The following is a 25,788-nucleotide window of genomic DNA, read 5'->3' as shown; positions in this document are numbered from 1 at the left end:
GTAGTTGTCATTTAATTTACTATTTAAGTTGAGGAGTGGTACCTGATGATCAGAGAGGCTGAAGCTAGGGATGTCGAGGTTATTGAAAGGTTGTACAAAGAATTATTACCAAACAACCTGAATACGAAGGTACTGGCAGAGCGGATTGAAGAAGTAAGGAATAATCCCAATAGTTTCTTATTTGTTTACGAAGTCGGTGATCAGGTTATTGGGACTGCGCATTTACATATTTGTCTGGACACATTAGTGGAAAATAGACCGTTTGGCGTGGTTGAGCGGGTTATCATTACGGAGCATGTGCAGAGCAAGGGTCATGGATCTGAACTTATGAAGTATATAGAGGATGTATGCATACAGAAAAATTGTATAAAGGTGTTTCTCACCAGCGGTTCATCCAGGTACGAAGCACACGGCTTCTACACGAAGTTAGGGTACGATGGGGAATCCAGCAAGGCTTTTAAGAAATATTTATAAAACGAGCTCAAACTTGATTGTATATTCATATCCATATTTTTCTGAATAGATGGGAGGATATATAGATGAAAGACAAGAACTATTATGAAACTTTTGTTGCAGTTGCAGAAGACTGTCCTGTTAAAGTGGCAGAGATCCCCAAAACCAAAAATGGCTCCAAGACCGTTCCAGCTCTACAGTATGAAATGATAACAAACCATCCTTATCAATATACGCAAGAGGATGTCATGTTTGAAGTGTTCGCGCAGCGCAATGATATTCCCGATGAACAAAGATCCATAGAAAGAACCAAGTTTTTCTCCAAGGGACAACCCTGTCTTCACACTTCTTCCTTGGGTAAGCGTTACGGTTGGGGTATTCATCATAATTCACAAGGGAAAGTAGCGATCTACGCTGTTGAATCCGAAGAATATAAAGAGTTCTTAAATGACAGCAGTTTAAAACATGTAAAGGCGATGCGTTCGAACCGTCAATAGCTCTATTGTTTAACAATTAGTAGTGAGAAATTAAAAGAGAACTTTAGGGAGGCATTATGATAGTAGACCTTATTCCAGTGAAGTTTGCAGAGAAAAATATGTTATCGAATCTATATCAACTGTACCATTATGATTTCAGCGAATTTACAAGCCAGGATATAAACAAAGAAGGCAAGTACGATGTGAATATTGACTTTATTTGGGAAGGTGATGACAGATGGAGGCCATATTTCATTAAGATTTCTGGCATTATAGCTGGCTTTGTGATTGTACTCCTTGAAAATTTAGATACCGATCCAGATCCTACACATGTGATCTATGATTTTATGATCCTAAAGAAGTTTAGAAGAAGTGGAGTTGGATATGCTGCTGCGATGCAGACATTTGAGTTATACAAGGCAGATTGGGCACTCGCCCAGATGGAGAGTAACACTCCTGCAATAGCGTTCTGGCGAAAGGTATTAAAAAATTTCACAGATGATCATTATACGGAAACATTCAGAGATGATACCAGAAAGTATATTCAGACATTTAGTATGAAGGAATAAAAACAAACATAGGTTAAGGAGAAAAAAATGAAAATTCGTTCTGTCTCACTAGCTATTTTGAGGAAAGAAGATCGCATTTTGGTTCAGGAAATTAACTTCCCGGATATTTCAACTACTTTCTACAGACCTATTGGTGGAACGATAGAGTTCGGTGAGAACAGTAAGAAAACTCTGATCAGGGAGCTCAAAGAAGAGTTGGATCAAGAGATCGAAGAGCCTCGATTAATTTCCGTTATTGAAAATATTTTGGAATAGAAGATGAATTAGGTCATGAAATTGATTTTATCTATGAAGCATCATTTATAGATAAATCTCAATACACTCAGGAAGAATTTGTTGGATTAGAAGGTTCTATCCGCTATAAGGCATGTTGGAAACCAATCACTTATTTTTCAACAACAATGGATGATGTAAAGCTGGTACCTGATGGATTGCTGGATTTGTTATTGGAAAAAGAACTGGAAAATGGGTCTATGGTAAGGCATATAAGAACTAATAAATGGTGAAAAGAAGGCTGGAGGTAAGAGATGCACGCTTTAACCAAAGAAACATCGGATACATTATTGGAAGCGATGGATACGTACAAAAGAATTGCACAAGAACTGATCGACAAATTGATCTCGGAAACTAGCCAGGCTGAAAAGGAAGAGATTATCAATGGAGCGTACTACTTGCTTTCCAATGAAGAAGTATTAAACGGTGAAGAGTATTTGAGTGGAAACTGGCATTTCGATGTTCATGGAGAGCATTGCATGTTCGAGAATGCAGAAACAGGCCAAACGTTGGAGGTTTCTCTTGGCAGTAAAGATGATGTGGGAAACATGGACCCTTATTTTTTTTATAACTTTTTGAAATCCACTGCAAATTTTGAACACCTGATCGTTTATTTTGAAAATCCATTTGGGGATATGTTGGATTTTTTCGAAAGGTTGGCAGCCCAGAATGTGCTTATTCATGTTCATGGGGTTGAATATAGAAGGCTTCTTAACTGCATAAAGCAGTATCCCGTTCATTCAAATAAGGGAATGCGTTTGAAGAGAAGAACGGGATTATTCGTTACCACATAAAGAAGTTTAACGTTGTACGCGTATGACAATATCCTGGTCATGATTGCCGAACCCGGAACCATAGAGTGTTAATCCCCCGACGTTAGCCCCCTCCTCGTCAACTGTGAAACGAAGTGTCCAAAATGGTTCCTCCAGTTTGATATCCTCTATAGTCACGTCCGACATCCGCTCTCCATCCATATACGTACCCGAGTCATCAACACGAATCGTCTTTAATAATCCATATTGATTTACATTGCGATGCCACCATGTCGGCGTATATTTACCTCGAGCTGCTCTTCCGAAGTCAGCGGGGCTTGTCCAGGTTCCAAGCGAAATGCCGTTAAACGTAAATCGGATATCCGATGGCCAATGATCTCGTAAACCCGGGGCTTCTGAGGCCATTTCCACTGAAATTTCAATGGCGCTAGCAGTTTCATCGGGAAGTAAATAGTTAGGCGTTTTATATTCTACATAACCCCTTCCGAACCAGAGGATGGCAGCGTGAACCCGCTCGGGATCAAGAAAGTAGCGTGGGTCGTCCCAGACTCCAATTTCTTTCTCGTGCGTGCCAAGACCGCAGGTAGGATGAACTTCAAATGCAGTATAGTGCCCCACAGAAATTGTCTGCTCTCTAACCCTTGCTGTCCGGCTGGGGGATGGTAGTTCAATCTCGATGTTATTTTGTTTGAGGAAACACAATTTGTGCGTGCCTCCATTTAGGCGTTTCCTACGGCTATCGATCAGTCCGGCTTGCTCAAGCTTTCGTATATGCATCGTGACGATGGAGGGGCTAAGTTCTAACGCAGCCGCAATATCCTTCACATTCATTTCGCTATCTGCAATCAAATCCATGATCCTCCATCTAACCTCGCTTGCCAGGGCTTCGTATAACGGTATGAATTTTGGATCTCCGTTCGCTTTGATCACCTTTAACAATCTCCTAACCAGATCTATTGAAATCATATATATATTAATTTAATGGATTTAACATGACTCTTCAACTCTAATGCATTGAAAGTATGTTTGCGATAGTGTTTAATTTTTTTATCTGCTTATGAAGTTGGATTCTTAAATATATGAATTATGGAAAAAGAGGTGGCTCAAATGAAATACAATAATCCCGTCATTAAAGGGTTCTATCCAGATCCAAGCATCTGCAAGGTGGATGACACTTATTATTTGGTGTGCAGTTCCTTTCAATACTTTCCGGGTGTCCCGCTTTTTGAAAGCAAAGATTTATTGAATTGGACCCAAATCGGTCATTGTTTAACCCGAAAAAGCCAGATTCGCCTAGAGACGGTGAGCAGCTCGGGAGGTGTCTTCGCCCCAACAATTCGATACAACAACGGGCGATTCTATATGACCACGACGAACGACACCACGCGTCAGAATTTCTACATATGGACTGACGATATATACGGGGAGTGGTCAGAACCGATTATTGTGGATCAAGGGGGAATCGATCCGGATTTGTATTTTGAAGACGGTAAGGCCTTCTTTATGAGCAATGGTACCGACGATGAAGGGATTGGGGGAATCGTTCAGTGTGAAATTGACATTGAAACAGGTGGCAAAAAGACCCCGAGCCGTTCAGTATGGCAAGGATCAGGCGGACGTTATCTGGAAAGCCCACATTTGTATAAAATCAATGGATACTATTACCTCATGGCATCTGAAGGCGGAACCGAATACGGTCATATGGTCACGTATGCGCGGGGAGATTCTCCTTCCGGTCCTTTCGAGCCCTATGCCAAGAATCCTGTTCTGACCAACCGTAATTTGGGAGGTTATGAACTGCAGGGGGTTGGCCATGGCGACCTGATTCAGGACGAGGAAGGCAATTGGTGGATCTTGCATTTGGGATTCCGTCAGAGTGGACAATGGCTTACTTATCATCATCTGGGCCGGGAAGTATTCCTTACGCCAGTTACCTTCGACGAGGAAGGCTGGTTTACGGCAGGACATAAAGGTACGACTCTTATAAGTTTTGACACTGATCGTATTTCCGACACAGTCATTCAACAAGAGAAGAAAAGCTATACGTTTGAGAACACGGATTGGAATCTGGACTGGTGTTATCTTCGTCATCCCAATACAGAAAATTACTTGTTAGAGCAAGGCAACATAAAGTTAAAAGGAACCGAAGTGACACTGGATGTTCCAGCATCCCCGACATTCATTGGCCTACGTCAAAAAGACTTTGGCGCGACCATCTCCGTTGACGTTAGTCTTACGAATGGAGAGGCAGGCATCACCATCTATATGGATGAACAGCACCATTATGACTTGGCTATTCGCAAAGAGCAGAGCGAGTATAAGGTAATTGAGCGTCTGAATATTGGGGATATCAAATCAGTCGAAAATGAAGTTGAACTGGGAAGTGATCATCATGCCACATTGGTTATACAGGCAAGCCATGAACGCTACAGCTTCCTTATTCATGCAGATGGCAAGGACATCCTCTTAGGTACAGCACAGACGAAATACCTTTCCTCAGAAGTTGCCGGGGGCTTTACAGGGGTGCTCATTGGTCTATACGCGAGTGGCGAAGGTTCTGTAGCTGAGTTTTCTAAATTTAAATGTGATTATATTTGAAAAGGTAAGGGGAGGGACTTTTGTTCCTTCTCTTTTTTTTGAATTCTCGTGATTTCTCAAACAAAAGTGTAATAGCGCGTGTTTATGTATTATATGCCGCAAGCAAATAACGAGTTGTATGCTGAGAGAATAGAATACATAGTACACCATATTCGGATTACCACCCAGGAATAAGCTGTAGTAGAGAGGGGAAAAGGCGATGAATGATAGTACTTCATATTCTTTAGTCGTTGCGAATCAAACTAGCTATGCCAAGTACTTTGCGACGTATAGAAAGAATATCTGGTTTAGACCGAGCTGGGCATCTCTTCAAGAAATGATGCTAGACGCAAGTGATTGTTATTGGATCTATCAAGACAATCAACGAGTGGGCGGGATTTCTTTGACAAGTAATGAACTTGGATCTTTCTTTATGATTCCTCCGTCCACGTTGACTGTAGATCTGGTTCATTTCTTAAAGAATTATGCCATTCAAAATTCAGGGGGTCAGTCAAAGGTAGATGCTTACAATGTTCTGGCTGAACATATTGATGTGTTGAAGTCAGCGGGTTTCGAAGTTTTAAACACAAGAAAATGTATGGTTAGACCTACAGAGAAGATTGAAAATGACCTCCATCCTGATTATATTTCTATCAAACCCCAATTGGAGCATTTGCCAAGCATTGTTCAAGTCATGAACGAATCATATCTTGGGGGAATGGATGAAGGAAATCTGGATACATATCGGAATGACGTGAGTTATTATTTTGAACATAACCGCCAGGATGAGCTATTGAATGCATCATCGGTTTTAGTAGATAAAAAGACGAACGAGGTCGTTGGATTTTGTTTGATTTCGATGTGGGAGGATATGCCTCTTGTGTATGATATATCGGTTAAGCCGGGCTATAGTAATCAGGGTTTGGGAAGATATATGTTATACAAGGCGATTTCTCTTCTGGAAGACTTCTCTCCAACCATTCGTTTGTTCGTTACTATAGGAAATAAGGCTGACTATTTATATACCAAATTAGGTTTTCTTTCAGGAGAGGAAGCATCTCACTTGGTTTATAGAGTCGTGTAGAGAAATGATGATAGAAACTATACTTAATGAAATTGAAGGGAGGACTACATGGAAGATCAATGGAGAATTGCAACGTATGATGCTACCTGGAGGCAAATGTTCCTCGAAACCGGGATGAGATTAAGAGAAGCCTTGGGAGAAAAGGCTGTGCGGATCGACCATGTCGGATCAACTTCCATCGTCGGAATAGATGCTAAACCCGTCATAGATATACAAATTTCCATATCTAATTATGATGGTTATCTTAACTACAAGCATGAAATCGAAGCGGTCGGCTTCATATTCAGAGAAGATAATCCGGATAAAACCAAGCGATATTTTCGCGAAATACCCGGAAGCAGGAGAACACATGTACACGTAAGACAAGCAGGGAGTTTCTCTGAGCAGATGAACTTGCTTTTTAGAGATTATTTGAGGGAACATCCAGCGGATCGATTGAAATATGCGGAAGAGAAGCACAGACTTATGGCATTATACAAGGACCAGCGACCCAAGTACGTGGAAGGCAAAGGACCGATGGTGTGGAGCATATTAGAGAAAGCTCATATATGGTCCCAAGAAATCGGTTGGCAACCGGGAGAATCTGACGCATAAGAACATCTATTGCATGTGAATAATCCTATGGGAGTGGTGAGATGAACATTGGAAGAAAGCTGCTAACGACCGTTCTAACCATCATTAGTTTTACTTTAATTGCAAGTATAATATCCATGAATGAATCCTACAACTTTGATTTTTATATTCTTGTTTATCTTGTATATGCGACTCCCCTGATCACATTGATCGGGCTACCTTTATCTTTATTGCTGGATTATCTGTTGAGTAGATCTCGTTTCGCAAATTATGTAATTTATCTAAGTTTGAGAATACTGGGCTACGCATGTGCTGGAGTCTTAGGAATGTATATCTATTATTTGCTCATGGGCGCTGGAGAAGAAATTTTGAATTTTAAAGAGTCGATAGTTTTAACCTTATTTGGCGTTCTAGCTGCTATACTATTTGTGTTGATCGATCTGGGTTTGGAAGGTTTGTTAACGGTGCGAAAACGCAAGACGTAGTCATAACAATTGCTGATTTAATACTATTTTTCAGGAGGAATATAAGATGCCAACCCACTGTGCACTTCTTGTTATCGATGTTCAGGTAGCCATGTTCGATGAATCAGATCCCGTATATCAGGGGGACGTATTGCTTCAGAGAATACAACATTTAATTTCCAAGGCTCGGCAAAAAGGTCACTCCGTCATCTACATTCAGCACAGTGAAGGAGCAGGGAGTCCCCTTGAACGTGGAACGGCAGGTTGGTCGATTCACCCGTCCATTGCGCCGATCACTGGTGACCTTGTTATTGAAAAGCAAACCCCTGATTCGTTTCACGAAACAGATCTTAATCTGAAATTGCAAGAAAACGGAGTGACGGATCTTATTCTGACTGGCATGCAGACGGAAATATGCGTGGATACGACTTGTCGCAGAGCAAGTAGCCTTGGCTATGCACTAACCTTGGTTCGTGATGCTCACAGCACATGGAATTCCAATATTCTTCAAGCTGAGCAGATTATAGAACATCACAATACGGTTCTGAGCATGTTTGCGAATGTGGTGGATACCGAAAATGTAATGAATGGATGAGATGAATTGACGTTTAATAAAAGAATATTTAATCTTTCGGCTTGGATTGCCGTGTTAGCTGTGATCTTTATTCCAGGAACAGCCTATACAGAGGGGCCTTTACGAACAGAGTATGGTTTTCCATTGCGGTTCTTTACTGATTATCACTATAAGAAACCTGATGATACGATCTGGTTCCTTTCCACTGTATATGTGAATGCTCTTCTGTATTTATTTAATGTCCTGTTTATATACGCTGGAATTCATGTTTTACTCTATGTAAAGAAGAGAATAACGACACCAAAAGAGTAGGGAGCTGCGACGATCGCGGCTCTTTTGTTTTTACCATATCAAAAGTTGCCGTGAGTTCCCAATAGAAGGCTTATGATAATTCGGGTATACAGCCAGCTAGCGGACTGACAGTAGGGATCGTTGCAGAAATGCTGACGATCCTTTTTGTATACCTTGGACATGAAGCTTAATGGGATATTATTAGTCTAATATAATTCCCCTGTTCTCTACCGTCCGCAAAGGTATACAAGAAAGTTTCATCAGATTCAGAAAACCCAAGCTTCTTTGTTCGGGTATTTTTTTGCACATGATTTCACAATTGTATAACACTTCTTTTTTAATTGGAGTAGCTTCAAGCGTCCCTCTAACGAAAAAACAACAACATACCGCTCGTTAGGAGCAGTATGCTGGGTCCGACAAGTATTAGGTCGTCGCGAATTCCTCGCAGACTGAGGGGGACGATTTCACTGAACCACCATCCACCCGCAGGGGTTTGCAGTCTAATTTCTAAATTCCCGCTTGTTTGTACAGTGCCCGTTTTTGGGATAATAACGGCAGGTATGTCGGTATCATGATTGCGATATACGCTGGCAACTTTATTCAGCACACCTTTATCAAAAAAGGCATCGAGATTTTCATAAACTCTCCTTTGATTAGGCGCTCTTGATTTGGGAGAATACCCCTCTCTATTTATTATCATCTTACTAGGCTTAGCGGTTAAAGGCTACTTGCGAAAGCAAGTGACTTTTTTGTATCATCTGTAATGTTTTTGAGCTAGCCGCCCATAAAATTTTGAAATTGGAATTATTTTATTCTTGTATATACATGTAACTTATGGTAAATTTGCAAAGCTATTTTTATGTATATTTTTGAATAAGAGGGGTTTTTAATTATGAAGAAAAGCACTTTGTTCGTAGGTTTGTCGGCATTATCCTTGGTAGCAGCTGTCACGGTTGCATCTGCAGCACCAACAAATAATGTAGGGGACTCATCAGCAACTACTGCATCTACACAAGGCGAAGGAATCATTACCCCAATGGCAGTTGATAATGAGATTGTGAATTCACAGATTTCCGGAAGTAGCTACACGAAGAGTTTTAATATCCAAGCAAATTATGGATGGGTCAAAGTTTGGGTTCAAAATACATCTAAGGAAACCCTCACTGTCCGAGTTACTCAAAGTACTCTGTCTGGTACTCAAAAAATGTTATTCTCTGTAGCTCCTGGTGCAACTTGGTCTGAATATGGAACAAAACCATGGGCAACAGGTACCCACTGGGTTAGCATCAGCACTAAAAACGGTGGCAACATGTCAGGATTGCTTTCTGTTAAACTTGCAAATACGAAGGAAGAGCTTTAATACGAAATAAAATAGAAATCTTAGGCTGTAAACTGAATTCGGTATTTACCGGCGTCAGATGTTGTTTTCAACTAGCAGGCTGACAAAAAAGGATCGTTGCAGATATGCTGACGATCCTTTTTTGTATACCGTTAGGGACGGTAGAGGACGAGAAAACGAGTGATGACGCCTTATATAAGCTATCGGGCAGGTTAGTTAAACAGATGCAGAGAATAGTCACTAATACAAATGAGTGTTTCACCGAGCGCAATTAATAGGTGGGAATTGAAATACACACGATAGTTATTTCTGCTACAAATCAGTGAAATGCCTGTCACATATCGTCAGAATGGTCTTCAACTCAAAAAAATTTCAACGGACTATCATTAGTTAGTTCTTTTTCTTTTGTTGAAGAAGTGAGGAATTACAGTGAATGCGCTGCTTAGTTTGAAATGAACGTACTTTGCCGGTTTTATTTGTTCTCACCTTGGATTTGAAACTGACAGACTCCCTCCCTTATACAATTTTGTGTTTCATAATTATAAGCAATAACCATATCGTTACTTTGCTATCCATTTGTTAGTGAAAATACCGAGGTTATACTGAAGTGCTCATCAAGTAGTGGAAGCATAAGTTTAACAACTGGAAAAATTTTAGACTTAACCCATAAAGAGGTCAGATATTTACCCATAAGTATGTCAGAAAATTCTTAGAATTTTGGTGTTTTCGTGATATTTTAAATGTAGAAATATATGGTAATATTACATTGAGAATAAGTTGCCCAGGTAAACAAGGGTATTATCTTTTATGTAAAGGAGAGGAGTACGGTTATGGTTAGTAAAGAGATAAGGGACATAATTGAAAATTATCTTGAAGCATACAATTCATTTGAAATTGAAAGAATGGTCGAACTCTTACATAATGACATAATATTCAGTAATATTTCCAATGGAGAAACTACAACGGAGACCAGAGGAATACAAGCATTTAGGGAGTTGGCAGAACAGTCGTCAACGATGTTCTCTAGCCGTCGCCAGACAATTACCAATTACAGTGTTATAAATGATAAAGTAGAGGTAGGAATAGATTATGAAGGTATTCTTGCCGTGGATTTTCCTAATGCATTAAAGAGTGGGGATAAGCTGCAATTAAAAGGAAAGATAACATTCGAGATTAATGAAGGAAAAATTTCTTTGATTGAAGATTACAGTTGAATACACCACACGTTTTTTAAGCTAACGGGTAACGTTAGTTCAAATGAGTATGAAGCAGCCTGCAGGTTGTACAGGCTGTTTCTTTCCGTTGAACTATCCGGCAGATAAGTAAGTATAATGATTTTGCCCGTTTAGCGCTGTGATTACGTAATGGATGCATAAGTTTCTATAAGTTTTTGGAAGCATGACATTGGATTTTGGAAAACACCTTGAGCATTCGGGCAAGACTTTTGCCAACATGGAACTGATCAAAACACTTAAAACGCATGATATAGAAAAGGAGAATGGCTAAATGGAATCTTTCTTTCGTTATAACTGGATCGTGCGTGAGCAATGGTTTCAGTGGTGTGAGGATGTACCGCTGGAAGAGCTGCTTCAGCCTCGAACAGGTGGAGTAGGCAATATATTACAAACGTTTTTTCATATCATTGATGTAGAGTGGAGCTGGCTCCAAGTATTGCAGGGCAAACCGGATGGTATAGAGAACTTTGAAGACTATAAAACACTGGAAGCTATACGACAGTTTGAGCGCAAACTGCGACCCGAAGTGGAGGCATTTGTTCTATCCTGGGATTCCAGCATGGAAAAGAGACCCTACATCGATCCTGAATTGGATAGCACCGTCGTCAAGGAATCGTGGGGAGAAGTGATGCGTCACGTGATTGCTCATGAGATTCACCATATGGGGCAATTATCGGTATGGTCCAGAGAACTAGACAAGAAGCCCGTGTCTGCCAATTTCATTGGTAAAGGACTTATTGCTCCTGATAACTAGGGAGAAAAGGAGAGTTTATGATTCATTGCAGAGAAGCTAGAATTGGGGATGGAGAGGTGATGAGCCAATTATCCCGTCAACTGGGTTACACCAGTACAACAGCAGAAATCAGCGAAAGATTGAATCGACTAAGCTCATTGACCGATCATTATATTTGTGTAGCCGAGATTGATTCCGTTGTTGTGGGTTGGGGTCACGTGCAGGGAAGACATTCTATCGAGAGTGCCCCTTTTGCCGAGATTGGTGGCTTGGTTGTCGATGAGCATCATAGAGGTGCGGGAATCGGTAAAAAGATCATGAGCGAATGTGAGAAATGGGCACGGATAAACGGGTTTAACAAAATCAGGGTGCGATCAAACGGGATAAGGGAAGATGCGCATCAGTTCTATATTGCCATCGAATATGAAGAGAAGAAGTGGCAGAAGGTTTTTGATAAATCATTATAAAGATTAATGGAGTATCAGATAACGTTATTTCTAATTTCACAGTGAAGGGTCGAGCAAAATGAGGTTAACTCTGGAAAGTATACGTTGGGTGGAGTTGAGCGAAGAAATTCGCTGCCTGCTTGGAAAACCATATAACATGCTTCACCTATCACCAGGGCTGGAAGCAGACGTTGTGAAGATAGAATGCGGTGATCAATCTTATGTGTTAAAGATATGGAACAAGGACTCCAAACCTAATATTCGCAACCAGTATGAACTATTATCTGAACTATACGAGAGTGGAATACAAGTCTCCAAACCGTACGGTTGGGGCATGGATATGGATTCTAATCAAGTCCTGTTAATGAGTTATGACGGGGAGCCTATAGCCAAGTTAAGCAAAACCAAGCTGGAGCAATTGGCTCAAAAGTTAATTCAAGTCCATGGTTATGATATAAAAGATACGGGTAACGCGGATGCAAATTTCATACCACAATATGATTTCGTAGGATATTTTTTTCCCTCCATTGAACTGCATGAGGATATGCATCAGATTCTGGCCAGCCTTCTTCAAAGGACTGAGTTTAGGCAGGATCATTTGATCCATGGTGATTATAACCTGGGAAATGTTCTGGAGGCAGATGACCAATACACCATTATCGATTGGACGAATGGGCAGCGCGGTGATCCCAGGTACGATATGGCGTGGTCCATTTTTTTGATGACGATCTATGCGGGGGAACGAAACGGTAAGATCTATAGTGCTCTATTCAAGAGTCTATCGGAATACACACCGGACGATGCGGAGATTTTTGAAGCTATGGCTTGTTTGCGCTGGATTCTATTAAAGCGAGTGTCTAATGTTCCTATGGGCCCGGGTGTGATACAGCGGATTAAAAAGATTATTGGCAATAATTCATATTTAAATGATGAACTGCTGTAGTTCTGTCCTAAACTCTCCTTCGTTGCATACCTATGGTATAGAGGAGCGTGATGGGTATGGAACAGAAGGTGCAAACCTATTTTGAATTAAAGCAGCAGCAAAAAGAAATTGAACAACGACTATCTGTGTTGCGAGATGAGATTGTCGGGTATTGTGAGGAGCAGGGCGTCTATGAGACGCAAGTTGGCGGATACACTGTGAAAACGGTGCTTCAGCACCGTAAGGAATATGATGATCAGAAGCTGTACGCATCCCTTCCTGATCCGGACATCTGGCGACTGCTATCCAAGGTGGACAGTCATAAGCTGAAAAGCCTGATCAAGCTGAACATACTCACTGAGGAGCAGATTAGTCCAGCTTGTACGGTGAAGCCGGTAACATTATTACAGGTGGACAAGTTGTAACCCTTCGCACGCCATTATATATTAACTATTCTATAATCGCCATCACAAAGCACCTTCCACGGCATATTGCTCTGTTGCCATCATCGACGGAATACGGAGGTGTTTTTGTTTTGCGTGGAAGCAAAAGTTGGCCTTTGGTATTCGATCAGCAGTTACAACCGAAATAATCGTTTTGGCGCATTATTAAAAAGTAGCGATCATAGGCTCTTTGTCATTCGCACATATATGCAAACGCTCCCCGAGGAGCTGATTGAATCGGTCACGAGGTGGCCGGTTTTTTTGTTGTATGTAAAATTGTGTGCCCATTTCAGCCGTGCGTTTTAAGTCATCTGTAAGCATAGGCCTGATTCAGTGCCGGAATGAAATTAAGCGGATTGCTTTAAACAGTTATGCGAGCAGTTTATATGTTATAATTTGTAATTAATTCATATGCCATCTTTGATTAGGAGGGAGAAAATGAAGATTAAGTACTGGGCTATTGTTGTGCTCTTGTTTATTCTCGTAGGATGTTCTGACAGGATAATATCCCTGAATGGGGGAAAGCGAGCATTGGAAAGTTGTGGTCACCAACAGGTTTTAAACCGGTATGGTTGAATTTACGATTCGATATATCGGGGACGAAAATATGGTGAAAGATGTTGGTTATCAATTTGGCGGTAAAGATCTAACGGCAAGCGGATTGGAAGAAAATCTGGGTACACCTTTCCGGGATATTAAGCAGGCCTCGGGTCCGAAATATTTGGAGAATGAAGACTTTCCCATCCCTGTCCATATTCAATGGAATGAAGATCAGGAAGAGACAGTATATCTTCAAAAGTTGTAGACCGATGAGTTGAGGAGATGGACCATGAGGAAAAAAATAATTTCGATCGTGCTTGCCATCTGGGTATTGATGATTGTGATCAGTGTGGTTCTTCTGTTTCTGCCCAGAACGATCCATCTTGATGGTGTGGGTGTAAAATACCGGCTGGGGGGAGAAGACAACAGGGAACCAGAGCAAACGGTTCATATCAACATGGATGGCAAGCGTTATCTAACGACCTCGGGTGATTACATATTCAGAGGAACCATTGATATTGAAGGCGAACCTTTCCCTGTACCCGAAGATCAAAAGAGGCTCGAAATTCGTTTTCATAAAGGATACGGAGTGATAGAATACATCATTTTTGAAAATGGGAAAACGGATATCTTCTTATACGGCACACTATTTGTTGATCGTGCATTCAGCAAACTCACCATCGCCATTTCGGAGGAGGATTCGAACGGAGAGCAGAACAGTAAAAGCTGGAGCTCCGAAGATGGGCTCATGCTTTCCATGCCTGCAACGAATCGTTCCGAAGCCATTCAGCTCTCTAATGAACTGATGGAAACCTACTCGGGGGCTTTACATTAAAATGAGAAATCATAAACATAAACATAAACAGGCATGCATTTACCTTGAGGGCCTTCTCCCTTCATGTAAACGACATACCTGTTTTTTTTATTTATGTTTCAAATCTCTAGTAATCTTGTGTTCAGTTTCCAAGCAAAGCTTTTTCTACTTCATCCAGAACCTGACCATAGGCAATCGGTCCAAATCCAGCTACCCAGACCGTGTTGTCCACCAGGTAAACCTGGTCGTTCTTCACAGCCTTCATGCCTTTCCAGACTGCATTGTCACGCAGCTTGGTGAGTGCTTGTTCGTTATCTGCTTCACTACCGGAGATGATCATGAAAATACGATCCGGATTCAATTCAGGCAACAATTCGAGCGACACATTCTCAATAACTTCATTCATGACAATGCCTGCTTTGGCAAGATCAGGTGCATGGAGTCCGGCTATATCGTACAGCAGGTTCGGAGAATAGAAGGCGTCGGGTGATTTGTCACTTGGGGCAAACACCTGAATCTGCTTATCGGTCAAACGAAAAATCAGAATGGTGTCATCCGCGGCATCGCTGGCAGCAACTTTGGTGCCAAGATCCTTCGCCTTTTGATACAACTGATCCACGATTTCGTCTGCCTCTTTTTCTTTGCCCAATACTTTGGCTGTATCCTTGAACCACTCAAGCGAATTGCTGAAGTAGCTGCTCATATAGACAGGTCCAATCGCGCTGATCGCGTCGTATTCATCAACAAGTACTTCATTGGACAGAATGAGATCCGACTCTGTGTCCAGAAGGGCTTCCATGTGTAAACGGGTTGCCGTTAGAGGGCAGCCTGGTATGGTGCTCAATGGATGTAAGATTGTACATCGGGATGTCCCCCTCTATGAAGTCGAGTTCAGTGTGTTTTTATAGGTACTGGAATCAAATCCTGTGTATTATCTTATTATTCTAGCGAGTAACAGGAGCGCTATCAATCATCTTCGATGTTGCCTTCGATAATCTTCTATCCTCTGTAATGATCCAGCATGCGATGATTACTGTTTAATAGCGTTTACATTGAAATTCGAAGTGAAACACCGTAATTAAATGGATTATCCTCCTAAAACGATCGATCTGCCGTTGATTAAGTATGCCAAATGTTGGTCCGATTTTATAAGCTTATTCTGTAGGCCAAAGGGCTTTTGGACTATACAAAATAAAGGATAAAGGAGAGTCTTTGTGAACCCGAACTCAATGGCAAAAGAACGCCTCCCCTGGTCAGCTCTGCTCGCTTTGGCCATGGCTGGATTTATATGCATTCTTACAGAAAGCCTGCCGGCGGGGCTGCTGCCGCAAATAGCACAAGATCTGGAGATCAGGGAAGGTTTGGCTGGACAGCTCGTCACTTTGTATGCGGTGGGATCTCTTATGGCGGCAATTCCGCTGACGACAGCAACTCGTGGATGGAGACGCAGGCCGCTGCTGCTATTATGCATCTTCGGTTTTCTGGTTTTCAACACGATTACGGCCGTATCTTCGGTATATGGTTTGACCCTTGCTGCACGCTTCATGGCGGGTGTATCTGCTGGAGTATTGTGGGGGATGACTGCGGGTTACGCACGCCGGATGGTTTCAAGCTCGTTAAAGGGAAAAGCGATGGCTGTCGCCATGGTGGGCACACCGCTCGCGCTTGCGCTGGGCGTTCCCTTGGGAACCTTTTTGGGAAATTACGTAGGATGGCGCCTTATTTTTGGAACAGTCTCCTTATTGACGGTTGCACTTGTATTGTGGGTGCTCTGGAAAGTACCTGATTATGAAGGGGAACCTGCCCGTCATCAGCTTGCGCTTCATCGGATTTTTGTTATACCGGGGGTTCGTCCCATATTGTTTGTTGTTCTGACCTGGGTACTGGCCCATAACATTCTGTACACGTATATCTCACCTTATCTGAGCGAGACGATGCTGTCCGAACGGGTGGACCTGGTTCTGATGATCTTTGGAGTGACTTCGGTGATCGGTATATGGATTGTTGGGCTGTTGATTGACCGTTACATGAGATTATTGATTCTGGTTAGCCTTGTTCTATTTGCGCTGGCCTCGCTGGCGATGGGGATCTTTATCCATCAACCGATGATGATCATTTTAGGAGTAGTCGCCTGGGGGCTTACATTTGGAGGGGCGGCTACGTTATTACAAACTGCAATTGCGCAGGCTGGAGGCAAAAGTGCCGATATTGCCCAATCCATGCTGGTGACAGCATGGAACCTGGGGATCGGAGGAGGAGGGATCGTCGGAGCCATCCTTCTGGACCAGATGGGGGCTCGTTTCCTACCGATTTCCCTGATCCTGTTGATCGTTATGGCCTTACTCGTCGCCTGGTCCGCCAGTAAACATGGTTTCCCAAGATAGGTTATTGAACAGAACATTTACACGAAAACGGAGAGGTCAGAACAAGTCTGGAGAAGCGGAGCGTTCGCCTTTATCCCCTGATTTTCCCTTATGTATAAGGGATCAAAAAAATCTGGGGATAACAGCGATCGAAAGATGGTTCTGACCGCGCAGTGATCCAGTGTAAAATCATTTGTTCAACTTATATCGATGAAATATTTACACCGGATTCGTTCCTTCGATGAGATTTTTGGTTGCAATAGGTGAAGACATCGCGATGAGGGTGGTGTAAGTACCGTATTGATCGCATCGGTCTCCGAACGCTTCAAGACCAGCAATCGAATCCGTCATGATTTTCAACAGGTAATTGTGTTCTCCGCTCACGCGATGACATTCGACCACTTCGGGTGACGAACGGCAGAAATCAAGAAAGGCATGACAATCCCGTGTGCGAAAAAGAAGGTAGGAAGTACTCGATCTCCCTATTTTCTGCGGGGAAATGATAGTTCGGTACTCCTCAATTACACCGCTTTCTTCTAGACGCTTCACGCGTTCCGTTACGGCCGGTTGAGATAAACCTACCAGCTTGCCCAGTTCCGTCATGGATAGCCTTGCCTGGTTTTGCAAATGAAAGAGGATATTAGTATCGATTTGGTCCATGAGATGGCCTCCTTTTAAATTATAGGAAATGTTTTGTAAATGCCTTTATATTTATCGCAGATTAAAGCAGATAACTTGGTTGTCTTATGTAATATGGATGAGATCATTTATATAATAAGCACACTTACTTTAAATAATCAAGCACGTGGCACATGGAGGGGAAGAGTGAGATGGGAGACAGAAATATGAAGTTTAATCCTGCATTTGTAGAAGAAGTGATTAACCGTACGTTGGCAGAAAAAAGAATTGTGGGTTCCGTTGTTCAGATTGCCTGGAAAGGGGAAGTGGTCTATAACAGCGCGGATGGCCTCGCCGATCGAGAACAGAACAGACGCATGCAAGAAAATGCGCTGTTCAGGTATGCTTCTGTAACCAAACCGATTGTATCCACCGCCGCCATGGTATTGATATCCCAAGGTGAATTAAAGCTGGATGACCCGGTTATGAAATGGCTGCCTGAATTCCGTCCCAAACAGCCAAATGGAGAAGTTGCCTCCATGACGGTTCATCATCTGATGACACATACGGCGGGGTTAACGTATCGTTTTTTTCAGGAAAACGGGGGAACGTACGAACTTGCCGGAGTATCGGATGGGATGGATATCGCTGGCATTACGCTGGAAGAAAATTTGCAGAGGATTGCTTCTGCTCCACTGCTATATGAGCCCGGGAAGATGTGGAGATATTCGATTGCAACAGATGTACTCGGTGCAGTTATTGAGAAAGTGACAGGGCTGACACTGCGAGAGGCCGTAGAACTGCTCGTGACTCATCCACTGGGCATGAAGGATACGGATTTTGTCGCTGTGGACTCGGAGAGAATAACCGCTGCCTATGCGGACAGTTCCAACAGTGCGGGGCAACCTCGTCGCTTGCGCGATGAGGACCATGTACCTTTTATTGAAGGAACGGGGGGCTTCCAACTCGCACCCGAAAGATACCTTGATCCATCGTCTTATCTTTCGGGTGGTGCGGGCATGATAGGAAGTGCAGGAGACTTTCTTATATTGCTTGAAACGCTGCGTCAAGGTGGAGGTTCGCTTCTTCCTAAAGCGATGGTCGCCGAAATGACGACTAATCAGATTAGCGATCTGGACATGCCTTATTGGCCAGGCAGAGGATTTGGCCTGGGATTCACGGTGCTGAAAGATCCGGTTGAGGCGGGTACTTTGGAATCTACTGGAACGTGGCGCATGGGTGGAACCTATGGTCACTCGTGGTTTGTTGATCCAACAGAAGAACTGAGCGTTGTCGCTTTTACGAATACGGCTCTGGAGGGCATGTCCGGCAGATTCACAACTGAACTTTGCGAGGCGGTCTATGAGGGGATTGAGCGAAAGAGATAAGTTGTGTTATGGATTTATATGGAAAATCATGAGAAGGTAGAGCAGCAGATTACAGTGAAATCTAAATTTGATTCCGAAATGAGATGAGAAGATGGATCGCATCCGCAATTACCTGTTTGTTTTCGCAGGCAATTTTCTAGCTGCCTATATGATCTTTCCTGAAAGAACCATTGGTAAATCCGTGATGTTTGCTGCACTGATGCTGTTGCTGAGCATGGGGATGGATTTCATGAAAAGCAAACGGAAAGCAAATCCAGTTCAGTAATTCCGCATCGATCATCGAAAAAGGTGTGACACTCGTCCCATTTCGGTCCCTTCTGGAGAAGCTGGGCGTCCAAGTGAAATGGGATCAAGCGATCCGTACCGTGAGCGGTTCGAATGTAGGTCCCTCTTTCTCCCTGAAGATTGGCAGCACGATGAGGAATTGTTCTCAGGAGAAGCTGTCATCATGGATCGGTTCCGGTGGGGACTTGAAGTGATGCTGCGGGGAATTAATCTCGACAATAGTTAATAAGGGAGTAATTATATTTATATGAAGAAAAGCAACTGATTAAGTTCAGTTGCTTTTCTTTGTAATGGATCTTATTCTACTGCCTAACGTTTCAGTACGAGACTAAGCTGTCGTACATAAGGTGCTAACTCGCTAACTGAATCCAAAAAGTTTATATATACCCGTAGAAGAGTACCATTAGGCTTTGGTTGTCCTAACTCTAACTTTAGCCATTCGATAACCTCAAGCAGTTCATTCTGAATGGGCTCTGGCCGTGGTAGCTCGCGGATTTTATCGGCAAAAAACTTCAGAAGCTCATCTAGATTGTCCTGCCGGGTCTGGTCATCTGGTGGATTGATTTCGTTGAAAAAAGCACTTGATGCCTTGAGCACAGGTTGGGGTTTGCTGGCGATCAAATCTCCGATAACAACATCCAGCCGATCCACAATAAATCCGGCCAATTTAGCCATGGGAACAGCAATCACCGCTTGAAAAGTGTGAGACAAATATTCTTTGACCATGCCGCGGAAGATAGCGACAACATCCCCGAGATATGGGAGAATAGGCTCGCCGTATGTTTCATAGAAGCAATCCTGATGTAAGGTCAGCAGAGAGGCACGTTTTTTTCTCCATTCGATTAGAAAGTTCTCGTTGCTTGTGACCGGAAGCTCTTTAAACTCACTGGTGAAAAAATAATTTTCAAGCATATATTGCAGCTGAAATTCGATCTTCTGGCGCAGCACTTCCTTTGGTGGAAGCCCCTCGAGCCGAAGTCTCCGATCAAGCTCCCTTGCCTTTTCGAACAGGATTCTGTGTACCTCGACAAATACCCCGGTAAATAAATCTTCCTTAGAGGAAAATACTTTATAGATGCTCGCCTTGGCCATGCTACAAGCTTCTGCGATGTCCTGCATGGAGGCAGAGAAATATCCTTTTTCTCTAAAAATGCGCATTGCTGTATCGACGATTAGTTGTCTTTTGAATTGTTCCATTTTAACCACCCCTACACATTCTGACATGTCCTCTTATTGTGGTCAATAAAGGAAATTGACGCAAAAACCCCAAAGTCATATAATGAACCTGTGAGTTTTTTTATTTTATTTCTAGGGAGGTGAGCCAGAGCATTCGCTTTGGCGCAATATGAAAATTAACGAACAGATTGAAATGCTGGTGCTTACACTTAAGATGGGCGAGCATGATTTTGTTATTAACCCGGTGGCAATCCGTGACGAGCAATCTTATGTATTGGTGGATACCGGAATGCCTGGTTCTTACGGCCAAATTACGGAGCTTTTGACCCAAGCGGGAATTGACCCTGCGGCCTCTCATTCCATTATTCTAACCCATCAGGATGTCGATCATGTAGGTAGCCTACCACAGTTTAAGGGTGAAGGTGTTAAGGTATATGCCCATGTGGATGACCAGCCTTATATCGATGGACTTAAGCCGATGATTAAGTTCAGCGGGGAACGTAAGGAGGGACTTATCGCCTCTCTTCCGCAGGATCTTGCATCTGCGTTTGAAGCTACTTTTTCGGGAAAAGAAAAGAATGTAACCGACTTGCTGACAGATGGGGAAAAGCTGCCATTCGGAGGCGGACTGACAGTAATCTATACACCAGGGCATACGCCAGGTCATATCAGCTTGTACCATGAGCCTAGTAAGACACTCATTGCAGGTGATGCATTAAATGTTGAAGACGGTAAGCTGATAGGTCCTAATCCGGCAGTTACGCCAGATATGCCACTGGCGCTGGAATCACTCCGCACGCTGAAGGCTTATCCAATAGAGACTGTAATTTGCTACCATGGAGGCATTTTTAAAGGCGATGTTCAACAGGCCCTAGATAAAATAACGGAGAACCTGTAATGGACGCTACCGGCGAAGCCCGGGCTGCGTTGTGGAAAAAGAGTAAGTGGGTCCGTTTTGTGATGACCTTTGCCATTGCTGTCCTTGGTGGATTTGTTTTTCAACTGATCCATATGCCAATTCCCTGGCTACTCGGCTCCATGGTGTTCCTCGTGATCGGCTCCAGATTATTTAAAGGAATCACCTTATACTGGCCTGGACAAGTCCGCGATACCGGCATGATTATCATCGGCTATACCCTGGGGCTTTCGTTCACCTTGTCGACCTTAACGCAGATCGGACTTCAGCTACCAACTATGGTTCTATTTACAGCTTTGTTGCTGTTATGTGCCGGGGCCATCGCGTTTTTAATTTCGAAATTGTCCGGTATTCCTTTCCCAACGGTGCTCATGGGTAGCATTCCCGGAGGCCTCAGTCAGATGATTACGTTGGCCGAAGAAGTGAAGGGCATTGATATCACTGTCGTCACCTTTTTGCAGGTGTCCCGGCTAATGATGATTATTTTCTGTGTACCGCTGCTGATCTTCAGCCCATTGTTTCATGTGAGTGACAACCATAGCGCTGTAGCTGCTGTTGCGAGCGGATCTACTGGATTTGTTACATTATCACCGCATATTTGGGTCTTTGCCGCAGTATGCGTACTGAGTGCGTTCGTTGCTAAAAAGATCAAGCTCCCAACGGCATTTCTGCTTGGACCGATGATTGGCACGATCCTGATTAATTTGACCGGATATGAAGGTCATGCACTGCCACCTTTTGTGCTCAGTCTTTCACAGCTGATGATCGGGGGCTACATTGGTCTGCTTTTGGATCTGGAAAGTCTGAAGAACAAGACGAAAATCATTCTGCTTGCAGTACTAAGCGGAGTGCTGCTGATCGGGGTCTCCATGGGGCTAAGTCTACTGCTGACGCGAATGCATGACATCACAATCGTCACAGCATTTCTCGGCTTGTCGCCAGGTGGTATGGACCAAATGGCCCTCATCGCCAAGGAAGTGAACGGCGATCTGTCGATTGTTACGTGTTATCAGCTATTCCGAACATTTTTTATCTTTTTTGCTGTTCCGCCATTGCTCAAGCTGGCTTTCCGGTCAATGCTGAAAGGAAAACAGGTTACTAATTAAGTCTATAAGTTGAATTCTTCATGGAACTATTTGGATAGCTAGGGCAAATTTTTATATGCTCTAGCTGTTTTATTGTCCAACTATAAGAATTTATATGTTCCACGCTATAAATTATCCTTATATTTCTATGAGAAACACAGCGATCATATCTTCTTTTCAGATAAAAAATAATAGTTTCGTGCAAAGATTTTTAAGGAGAAAACCATTAATATAATTACTATCAAATGAAGATACTTATGGAGGCAGCATGTGATGAGTACACAGAAATTGTGGTATGACAAACCAGCGACTTCATGGTCCGAAGGCTTTCCGGTCGGAAATGGAAGATTAGCTGCAATCGTGTATGGCGGAGCAGAACAAGAAGTTTGGAACATTACTGAATCGACCTATTGGTCTGGAAAAAGAGAACCTATTACGAGTCATTCCTCTGGCAAGGATGATTTGGCACGATTACGACAGCACTTTTTCGATGGAGATTACGAAGGCGGCGAGCGGTTAGCGAGCCAACTTCTAGAGCCAAGCAAAGCGAATTTTGGCACCAATCTTCCTGTATGTGATGTGATTTTGAAGTTTAAAGCTGGCGGACAAAATGTTACTCGCGAGCTTAATCTTGAAAACGCAATCACGAAGACAACTTATGAAATTGAGGGTGCCAAGATACACCGTGAATTGTTTGTTTCTCATGCAGATGGACTAATCGTGTGCAAGCTGTGGAGCGAATCGCCGGATGGTGTTTCATTCATTATCCATTTGGAAGGCAAGACAGATCTATTCGAAAGTTGGAACGAGCCACAGGTTGAAGGCAGACTGTCCTTTAAGGGGCAAGCTCTTGAGCAGTTGCATAGCGATGGTAAATGTGGAGTTCGTTGCCAGGGAAGCGTACACGTTGAAACCCGGGATGGAATTATTGGCGGAGACGCCGGGCGGGTTGAGGTTTCGAATGCGAAGGAAGCTATTATTTATTTTGCAATAAATACAGACTATGGCGTGACCGGCGACGACTGGCTGAGTGTGGGAGACAAAAGGAACCTACTGGCGAAAGCCAAGGGATATGAGTCTCTTAAATTGGATCATATTGCGGACTATAACAGTCTGTATGGCCGAGTCAACTTAGAGCTTGGGACATCTGAACTAACGCTATTACCTACGGACGAAAGAATCCGCAATTTATCACAGGGCAAAGGCGAGGACCCTGCTTTATTCGCGTTGTTTTTCCAATATGGCCGGTATTTAACCCTCTGTGGCGCAAGGGAGGATTCGCCTTTGCCGCTGCATTTACAGGGGATTTGGAACGATGATCAGGCTTGCCGGATGGGCTGGACCTGTGATTACCACATTGATATCAACACGCAAATGAACTACTATCCAACGGAAACAACTCATTTGTCTGAGTCTCATCAGCCGTTAATTCGTTACATTGAACAGCTAGCGGAGAGTGGAAAAGCAGCGGCTCGAGATTTCTATGGTTCTAATGGCTGGGTTGCACATACTGTATCCAATGCTTGGGGATTTACAGCCCCGGCTTGGCAGAATTCCTGGGGGCTTAATGTCACAGGAGGCCTGTGGATTGCCATGCAGCTGCGTGATCATTACGAATATACGTTGAACGAGCAATTCCTAAGTCAAACAGCCTACCCTATTCTAAAAGAATCCGCTGTATTCTTCCTAGATTATATGGTTGTGCATCCGAAAAATGGCTGGCTTGTTACGGGACCTTCGATCTCCCCGGAAAATACCTTCCATGCCAATGGCACGCAGAAGCATCACTATCTGTCCATGGGGACAACGCTGGATCAGGTATTGGTAAGCGATCTGTTCGAATTTGTCTTGGAGGCTGCAGAGAAGTTTGGGGTAGATGAGCAGCTTCAAGCGGATTTGAAAAAAGCCATTGCATTGCTGCCACCCCTTCAGATCGGCCAGAAAGGGCAGCTTCAGGAATGGTTGGAGGATTACGTTGAGGCACAGCCTGAGCACCGTCATCTGTCCCATTTACACAGTCTATTTCCAGCTTATCGCATTACACCGCAGCATACTCCTGAGCTTAGTGAGGCTGCGCGTGTTACCTTGGAGTCTCGTAAATCGACCAACAATCATGAGGATGTGGAGTTTACGGTAGCTGCCTTTGCAGGCTGCTATTCTCGTCTACATGATGCAGAAAGTGCTTATGAGCAGATTTCACATCTGGTTGGAAACTTGTGCTTTGATAACTTGATGACCTTCTCGAAGCCTGGTATTGGCGGAGCGGAGAGTCCTATCTATGTGGCGGATGGCAATTTTGGTGGAACGGCCGCGATCGCGGACATGCTGCTACAGAGTCATGCAGGGGAGCTTCATTTGCTGCCAGCCCTACCGTCATTATGGTCTTCAGGGCAATATCAAGGACTTCGGGCAAGAGGAGCCTTGGAGATAGACGTCATCTGGTCGGAGGGACGATTGGATGAGGTGTCAGTCCGCGCATTAGCTACAGGAAACACCACGCTCCGCTATGGTGAACAGAATCTACCGTTCAGCTATGAAGCAGGGCGCAGCTACAGATTGGATTCCGAACTGCGAATAGAGTAAAGAGTAGATATCCTAACTAGATTACAGTGGTGGATGTCCACACCCTTAGTTTCAGTAACCCCAGACCTACAGTCTGGGGTTATAAGCATTTGACTTAAAGTTCAGTTTAACGCTTATAATAGAGCAAGCTGAAACATCTTATGAACTGGACTTGGGGGAGAGTAATTTGTTTACAATCAAGGAAGTATCAGAAAAATTAAATTGCCCTGCTCATACGATCCGATTTTATGATAAAGAAGGGCTTTTACCCGATATTCGTAGGGATGATCACGGCAACCGCCTTTTTGAAAAAAGAGATATAGACTGGATTCGCTTAATAACATGTTTTCGTGCCACAGGAATGAGCGTAGCGGATTTGAAAAAAATCGTTGACCTCGCCTTGCAGGGAGATGAAACGATCGGACAGCGCAGAGCCATACTAGAAGCCCATCAAGCGGAGATCAAGAGGAAGCAGCAAGTGCTAAATGAGGCTTTTGAAGCCGTTAGTCAGAAGCTTGAAGTGTATAACGATATAGAAAAGGGAAATCCTGAGGAACGTTTTCTCACGTACATCGGGGAATTAGATACGACCATATAAGTCGAGATTGTGACAAGTCACTCTGTGTAAGAATAGGGTGGCTTTTGCTGTAACCAAAAACTTACCTTAAAGTGAACTTTAAGGTATATACTAGCATGGTTAAAAAATTTTCATCGGAATAAGAAAGCAGGAGAGAAATCCGCTAACTTTATCGATGGGAAGTTTCGCAATCAAATACCGACATCGATGGATTATAGTTTAAAAGATACCGCTGGAGC

Annotated in this window: 30 protein-coding genes; 26 read left to right on the top strand and 4 right to left on the bottom strand. The window is 43.2% G+C overall.

The annotated features are described in order from the left end of the window. Positions 1-45: 45 nt before the first annotated feature. The 5 genes from AC3ITG_RS24910 to AC3ITG_RS24890 all read left to right on the top strand — a co-directional run bounded on the left by AC3ITG_RS24910 (position 46) and on the right by AC3ITG_RS24890 (position 2,565). Positions 46-474, top strand: a complete 429-nt coding sequence (locus tag AC3ITG_RS24910; protein ID WP_489251677.1) for a GNAT family N-acetyltransferase — start codon at positions 46-48, stop codon at positions 472-474. 65 nt (positions 475-539) lie between these two features. After that, positions 540-950, top strand: coding sequence for a DUF6157 family protein (locus AC3ITG_RS24905; protein WP_489251676.1), 411 nt, complete (start codon positions 540-542; stop codon positions 948-950). A gap of 56 nt (positions 951-1,006) precedes the next feature. Further along, positions 1,007-1,498, top strand: a complete 492-nt coding sequence (locus AC3ITG_RS24900) for a GNAT family N-acetyltransferase (RefSeq protein ID WP_489251675.1) — start codon at positions 1,007-1,009, stop codon at positions 1,496-1,498. A 27-nt stretch (positions 1,499-1,525) separates the two neighbouring features. After that, positions 1,526-1,753, top strand: a complete 228-nt coding sequence (locus AC3ITG_RS24895; RefSeq protein WP_489251674.1) for an NUDIX domain-containing protein — start codon at positions 1,526-1,528, stop codon at positions 1,751-1,753. 272 nt (positions 1,754-2,025) lie between these two features. Then, positions 2,026-2,565 (top strand): DUF6896 domain-containing protein, encoded by a 540-nt coding sequence (locus AC3ITG_RS24890; protein WP_489251673.1) that lies wholly within the window; start codon positions 2,026-2,028, stop codon positions 2,563-2,565. A 6-nt stretch (positions 2,566-2,571) separates the two neighbouring features. On the opposite strand, the gene AC3ITG_RS24885 is transcribed toward AC3ITG_RS24890, so the two are convergent. Beyond that, positions 2,572-3,474 (bottom strand): ArsR/SmtB family transcription factor, encoded by a 903-nt coding sequence (locus tag AC3ITG_RS24885; protein ID WP_489251672.1) that lies wholly within the window; start codon positions 3,472-3,474, stop codon positions 2,572-2,574. A gap of 177 nt (positions 3,475-3,651) precedes the next feature. Here AC3ITG_RS24885 and AC3ITG_RS24880 point away from each other — a divergent pair, with 177 nt between their 5' ends. The 13 genes from AC3ITG_RS24880 (at position 3,652) to AC3ITG_RS24820 (ending at position 14,600) form a co-directional block, all read left to right on the top strand. Further along, positions 3,652-5,142: a glycoside hydrolase family 43 protein gene (locus AC3ITG_RS24880; protein ID WP_489251671.1), complete on the top strand. Its 1,491-nt coding sequence runs from the start codon at positions 3,652-3,654 to the stop codon at positions 5,140-5,142. 199 nt (positions 5,143-5,341) lie between these two features. Further along, on the top strand, positions 5,342-6,205 hold the full coding sequence (locus AC3ITG_RS24875; protein WP_489251670.1) for a GNAT family N-acetyltransferase: 864 nt from the start codon (positions 5,342-5,344) through the stop codon (positions 6,203-6,205). A gap of 48 nt (positions 6,206-6,253) precedes the next feature. After that, entirely contained in the window at positions 6,254-6,799 is a 546-nt protein-coding gene (locus AC3ITG_RS24870; RefSeq protein WP_489251669.1) for a GrpB family protein, read from the top strand. Positions 6,800-6,840: 41 nt separating this feature from the next. Continuing rightward, positions 6,841-7,263, top strand: a complete 423-nt coding sequence (locus AC3ITG_RS24865) for a hypothetical protein (protein WP_489251668.1) — start codon at positions 6,841-6,843, stop codon at positions 7,261-7,263. 46 nt (positions 7,264-7,309) lie between these two features. After that, positions 7,310-7,837: a cysteine hydrolase family protein gene (locus tag AC3ITG_RS24860; RefSeq protein ID WP_489251667.1), complete on the top strand. Its 528-nt coding sequence runs from the start codon at positions 7,310-7,312 to the stop codon at positions 7,835-7,837. A gap of 1,162 nt (positions 7,838-8,999) precedes the next feature. Further along, a complete protein-coding gene (locus tag AC3ITG_RS24855; RefSeq protein ID WP_413373023.1) occupies positions 9,000-9,467 on the top strand; it encodes a hypothetical protein in 468 nt (155 codons plus the stop codon). Between the two features lie 809 nt (positions 9,468-10,276). Then, positions 10,277-10,660, top strand: coding sequence for a nuclear transport factor 2 family protein (locus tag AC3ITG_RS24850; protein ID WP_489251666.1), 384 nt, complete (start codon positions 10,277-10,279; stop codon positions 10,658-10,660). Between the two features lie 292 nt (positions 10,661-10,952). Beyond that, complete coding sequence (locus AC3ITG_RS24845) at positions 10,953-11,435, top strand: DinB family protein (protein ID WP_413373021.1); 483 nt, start codon at positions 10,953-10,955, stop codon at positions 11,433-11,435. A gap of 59 nt (positions 11,436-11,494) precedes the next feature. Continuing rightward, positions 11,495-11,881, top strand: a complete 387-nt coding sequence (locus AC3ITG_RS24840) for a GNAT family N-acetyltransferase (protein ID WP_413373020.1) — start codon at positions 11,495-11,497, stop codon at positions 11,879-11,881. Positions 11,882-11,939: 58 nt separating this feature from the next. Next, positions 11,940-12,803, top strand: coding sequence for an aminoglycoside phosphotransferase family protein (locus tag AC3ITG_RS24835; RefSeq protein ID WP_489251665.1), 864 nt, complete (start codon positions 11,940-11,942; stop codon positions 12,801-12,803). Between the two features lie 50 nt (positions 12,804-12,853). Further along, the gene (locus tag AC3ITG_RS24830; protein ID WP_489251664.1) at positions 12,854-13,207 is read left to right on the top strand and encodes a hypothetical protein; all 354 of its coding nucleotides are present in this window, start codon (positions 12,854-12,856) and stop codon (positions 13,205-13,207) included. Between the two features lie 586 nt (positions 13,208-13,793). Then, positions 13,794-14,030, top strand: a complete 237-nt coding sequence (locus tag AC3ITG_RS24825) for a hypothetical protein (RefSeq protein WP_489251663.1) — start codon at positions 13,794-13,796, stop codon at positions 14,028-14,030. Between the two features lie 24 nt (positions 14,031-14,054). Beyond that, positions 14,055-14,600 (top strand): hypothetical protein, encoded by a 546-nt coding sequence (locus AC3ITG_RS24820; RefSeq protein ID WP_413373016.1) that lies wholly within the window; start codon positions 14,055-14,057, stop codon positions 14,598-14,600. Between the two features lie 121 nt (positions 14,601-14,721). On the opposite strand, the gene AC3ITG_RS24815 is transcribed toward AC3ITG_RS24820, so the two are convergent. Next, a complete protein-coding gene (locus AC3ITG_RS24815) occupies positions 14,722-15,423 on the bottom strand; it encodes an ABC transporter substrate-binding protein (RefSeq protein ID WP_489251662.1) in 702 nt (233 codons plus the stop codon). A gap of 385 nt (positions 15,424-15,808) precedes the next feature. Between AC3ITG_RS24815 and AC3ITG_RS24810 the strand changes: the two genes are divergently transcribed. Beyond that, entirely contained in the window at positions 15,809-16,963 is a 1,155-nt protein-coding gene (locus tag AC3ITG_RS24810; RefSeq protein ID WP_489254528.1) for an MFS transporter, read from the top strand. Positions 16,964-17,161: 198 nt separating this feature from the next. Here AC3ITG_RS24810 and AC3ITG_RS24805 read toward each other — a convergent pair whose 3' ends face one another. Beyond that, on the bottom strand, positions 17,162-17,602 hold the full coding sequence (locus AC3ITG_RS24805; RefSeq protein ID WP_064635951.1) for an Lrp/AsnC family transcriptional regulator: 441 nt from the start codon (positions 17,600-17,602) through the stop codon (positions 17,162-17,164). Positions 17,603-17,787: 185 nt separating this feature from the next. Here AC3ITG_RS24805 and AC3ITG_RS24800 point away from each other — a divergent pair, with 185 nt between their 5' ends. From AC3ITG_RS24800 to AC3ITG_RS24790, 3 genes are all read left to right on the top strand, one after another. Further along, entirely contained in the window at positions 17,788-18,948 is a 1,161-nt protein-coding gene (locus tag AC3ITG_RS24800; protein WP_489251661.1) for a serine hydrolase domain-containing protein, read from the top strand. Positions 18,949-19,039: 91 nt separating this feature from the next. Then, complete coding sequence (locus AC3ITG_RS24795) at positions 19,040-19,213, top strand: hypothetical protein (RefSeq protein ID WP_157258401.1); 174 nt, start codon at positions 19,040-19,042, stop codon at positions 19,211-19,213. A 25-nt stretch (positions 19,214-19,238) separates the two neighbouring features. Next, the gene (locus AC3ITG_RS24790; RefSeq protein ID WP_489251660.1) at positions 19,239-19,427 is read left to right on the top strand and encodes a stalk domain-containing protein; all 189 of its coding nucleotides are present in this window, start codon (positions 19,239-19,241) and stop codon (positions 19,425-19,427) included. Positions 19,428-19,542: 115 nt separating this feature from the next. Here the strand turns inward: AC3ITG_RS24790 and AC3ITG_RS24785 are convergent, their stop codons facing one another. Beyond that, entirely contained in the window at positions 19,543-20,430 is an 888-nt protein-coding gene (locus tag AC3ITG_RS24785) for a TetR/AcrR family transcriptional regulator (protein ID WP_489251659.1), read from the bottom strand. A 148-nt stretch (positions 20,431-20,578) separates the two neighbouring features. Here AC3ITG_RS24785 and AC3ITG_RS24780 point away from each other — a divergent pair, with 148 nt between their 5' ends. The 4 genes from AC3ITG_RS24780 to AC3ITG_RS24765 all read left to right on the top strand — a co-directional run bounded on the left by AC3ITG_RS24780 (position 20,579) and on the right by AC3ITG_RS24765 (position 25,570). After that, a complete protein-coding gene (locus AC3ITG_RS24780; protein ID WP_413373010.1) occupies positions 20,579-21,307 on the top strand; it encodes an MBL fold metallo-hydrolase in 729 nt (242 codons plus the stop codon). Next, positions 21,307-22,431 (top strand): AbrB family transcriptional regulator, encoded by a 1,125-nt coding sequence (locus AC3ITG_RS24775; RefSeq protein WP_489251658.1) that lies wholly within the window; start codon positions 21,307-21,309, stop codon positions 22,429-22,431. Before AC3ITG_RS24780 ends, AC3ITG_RS24775 begins: the two co-directional genes overlap by 1 nt. A 252-nt stretch (positions 22,432-22,683) precedes the next feature. Continuing rightward, on the top strand, positions 22,684-24,993 hold the full coding sequence (locus tag AC3ITG_RS24770) for a glycoside hydrolase family 95 protein (protein WP_489251657.1): 2,310 nt from the start codon (positions 22,684-22,686) through the stop codon (positions 24,991-24,993). 166 nt (positions 24,994-25,159) lie between these two features. Further along, on the top strand, positions 25,160-25,570 hold the full coding sequence (locus AC3ITG_RS24765) for a MerR family transcriptional regulator (RefSeq protein ID WP_163757687.1): 411 nt from the start codon (positions 25,160-25,162) through the stop codon (positions 25,568-25,570). The last annotated feature ends 218 nt before the right edge of the window (positions 25,571-25,788 follow it).

This window comes from Paenibacillus sp. GL_099_B (assembly GCF_057835695.1).
This window is presented reverse-complemented; position numbering and strand designations above follow the sequence as displayed.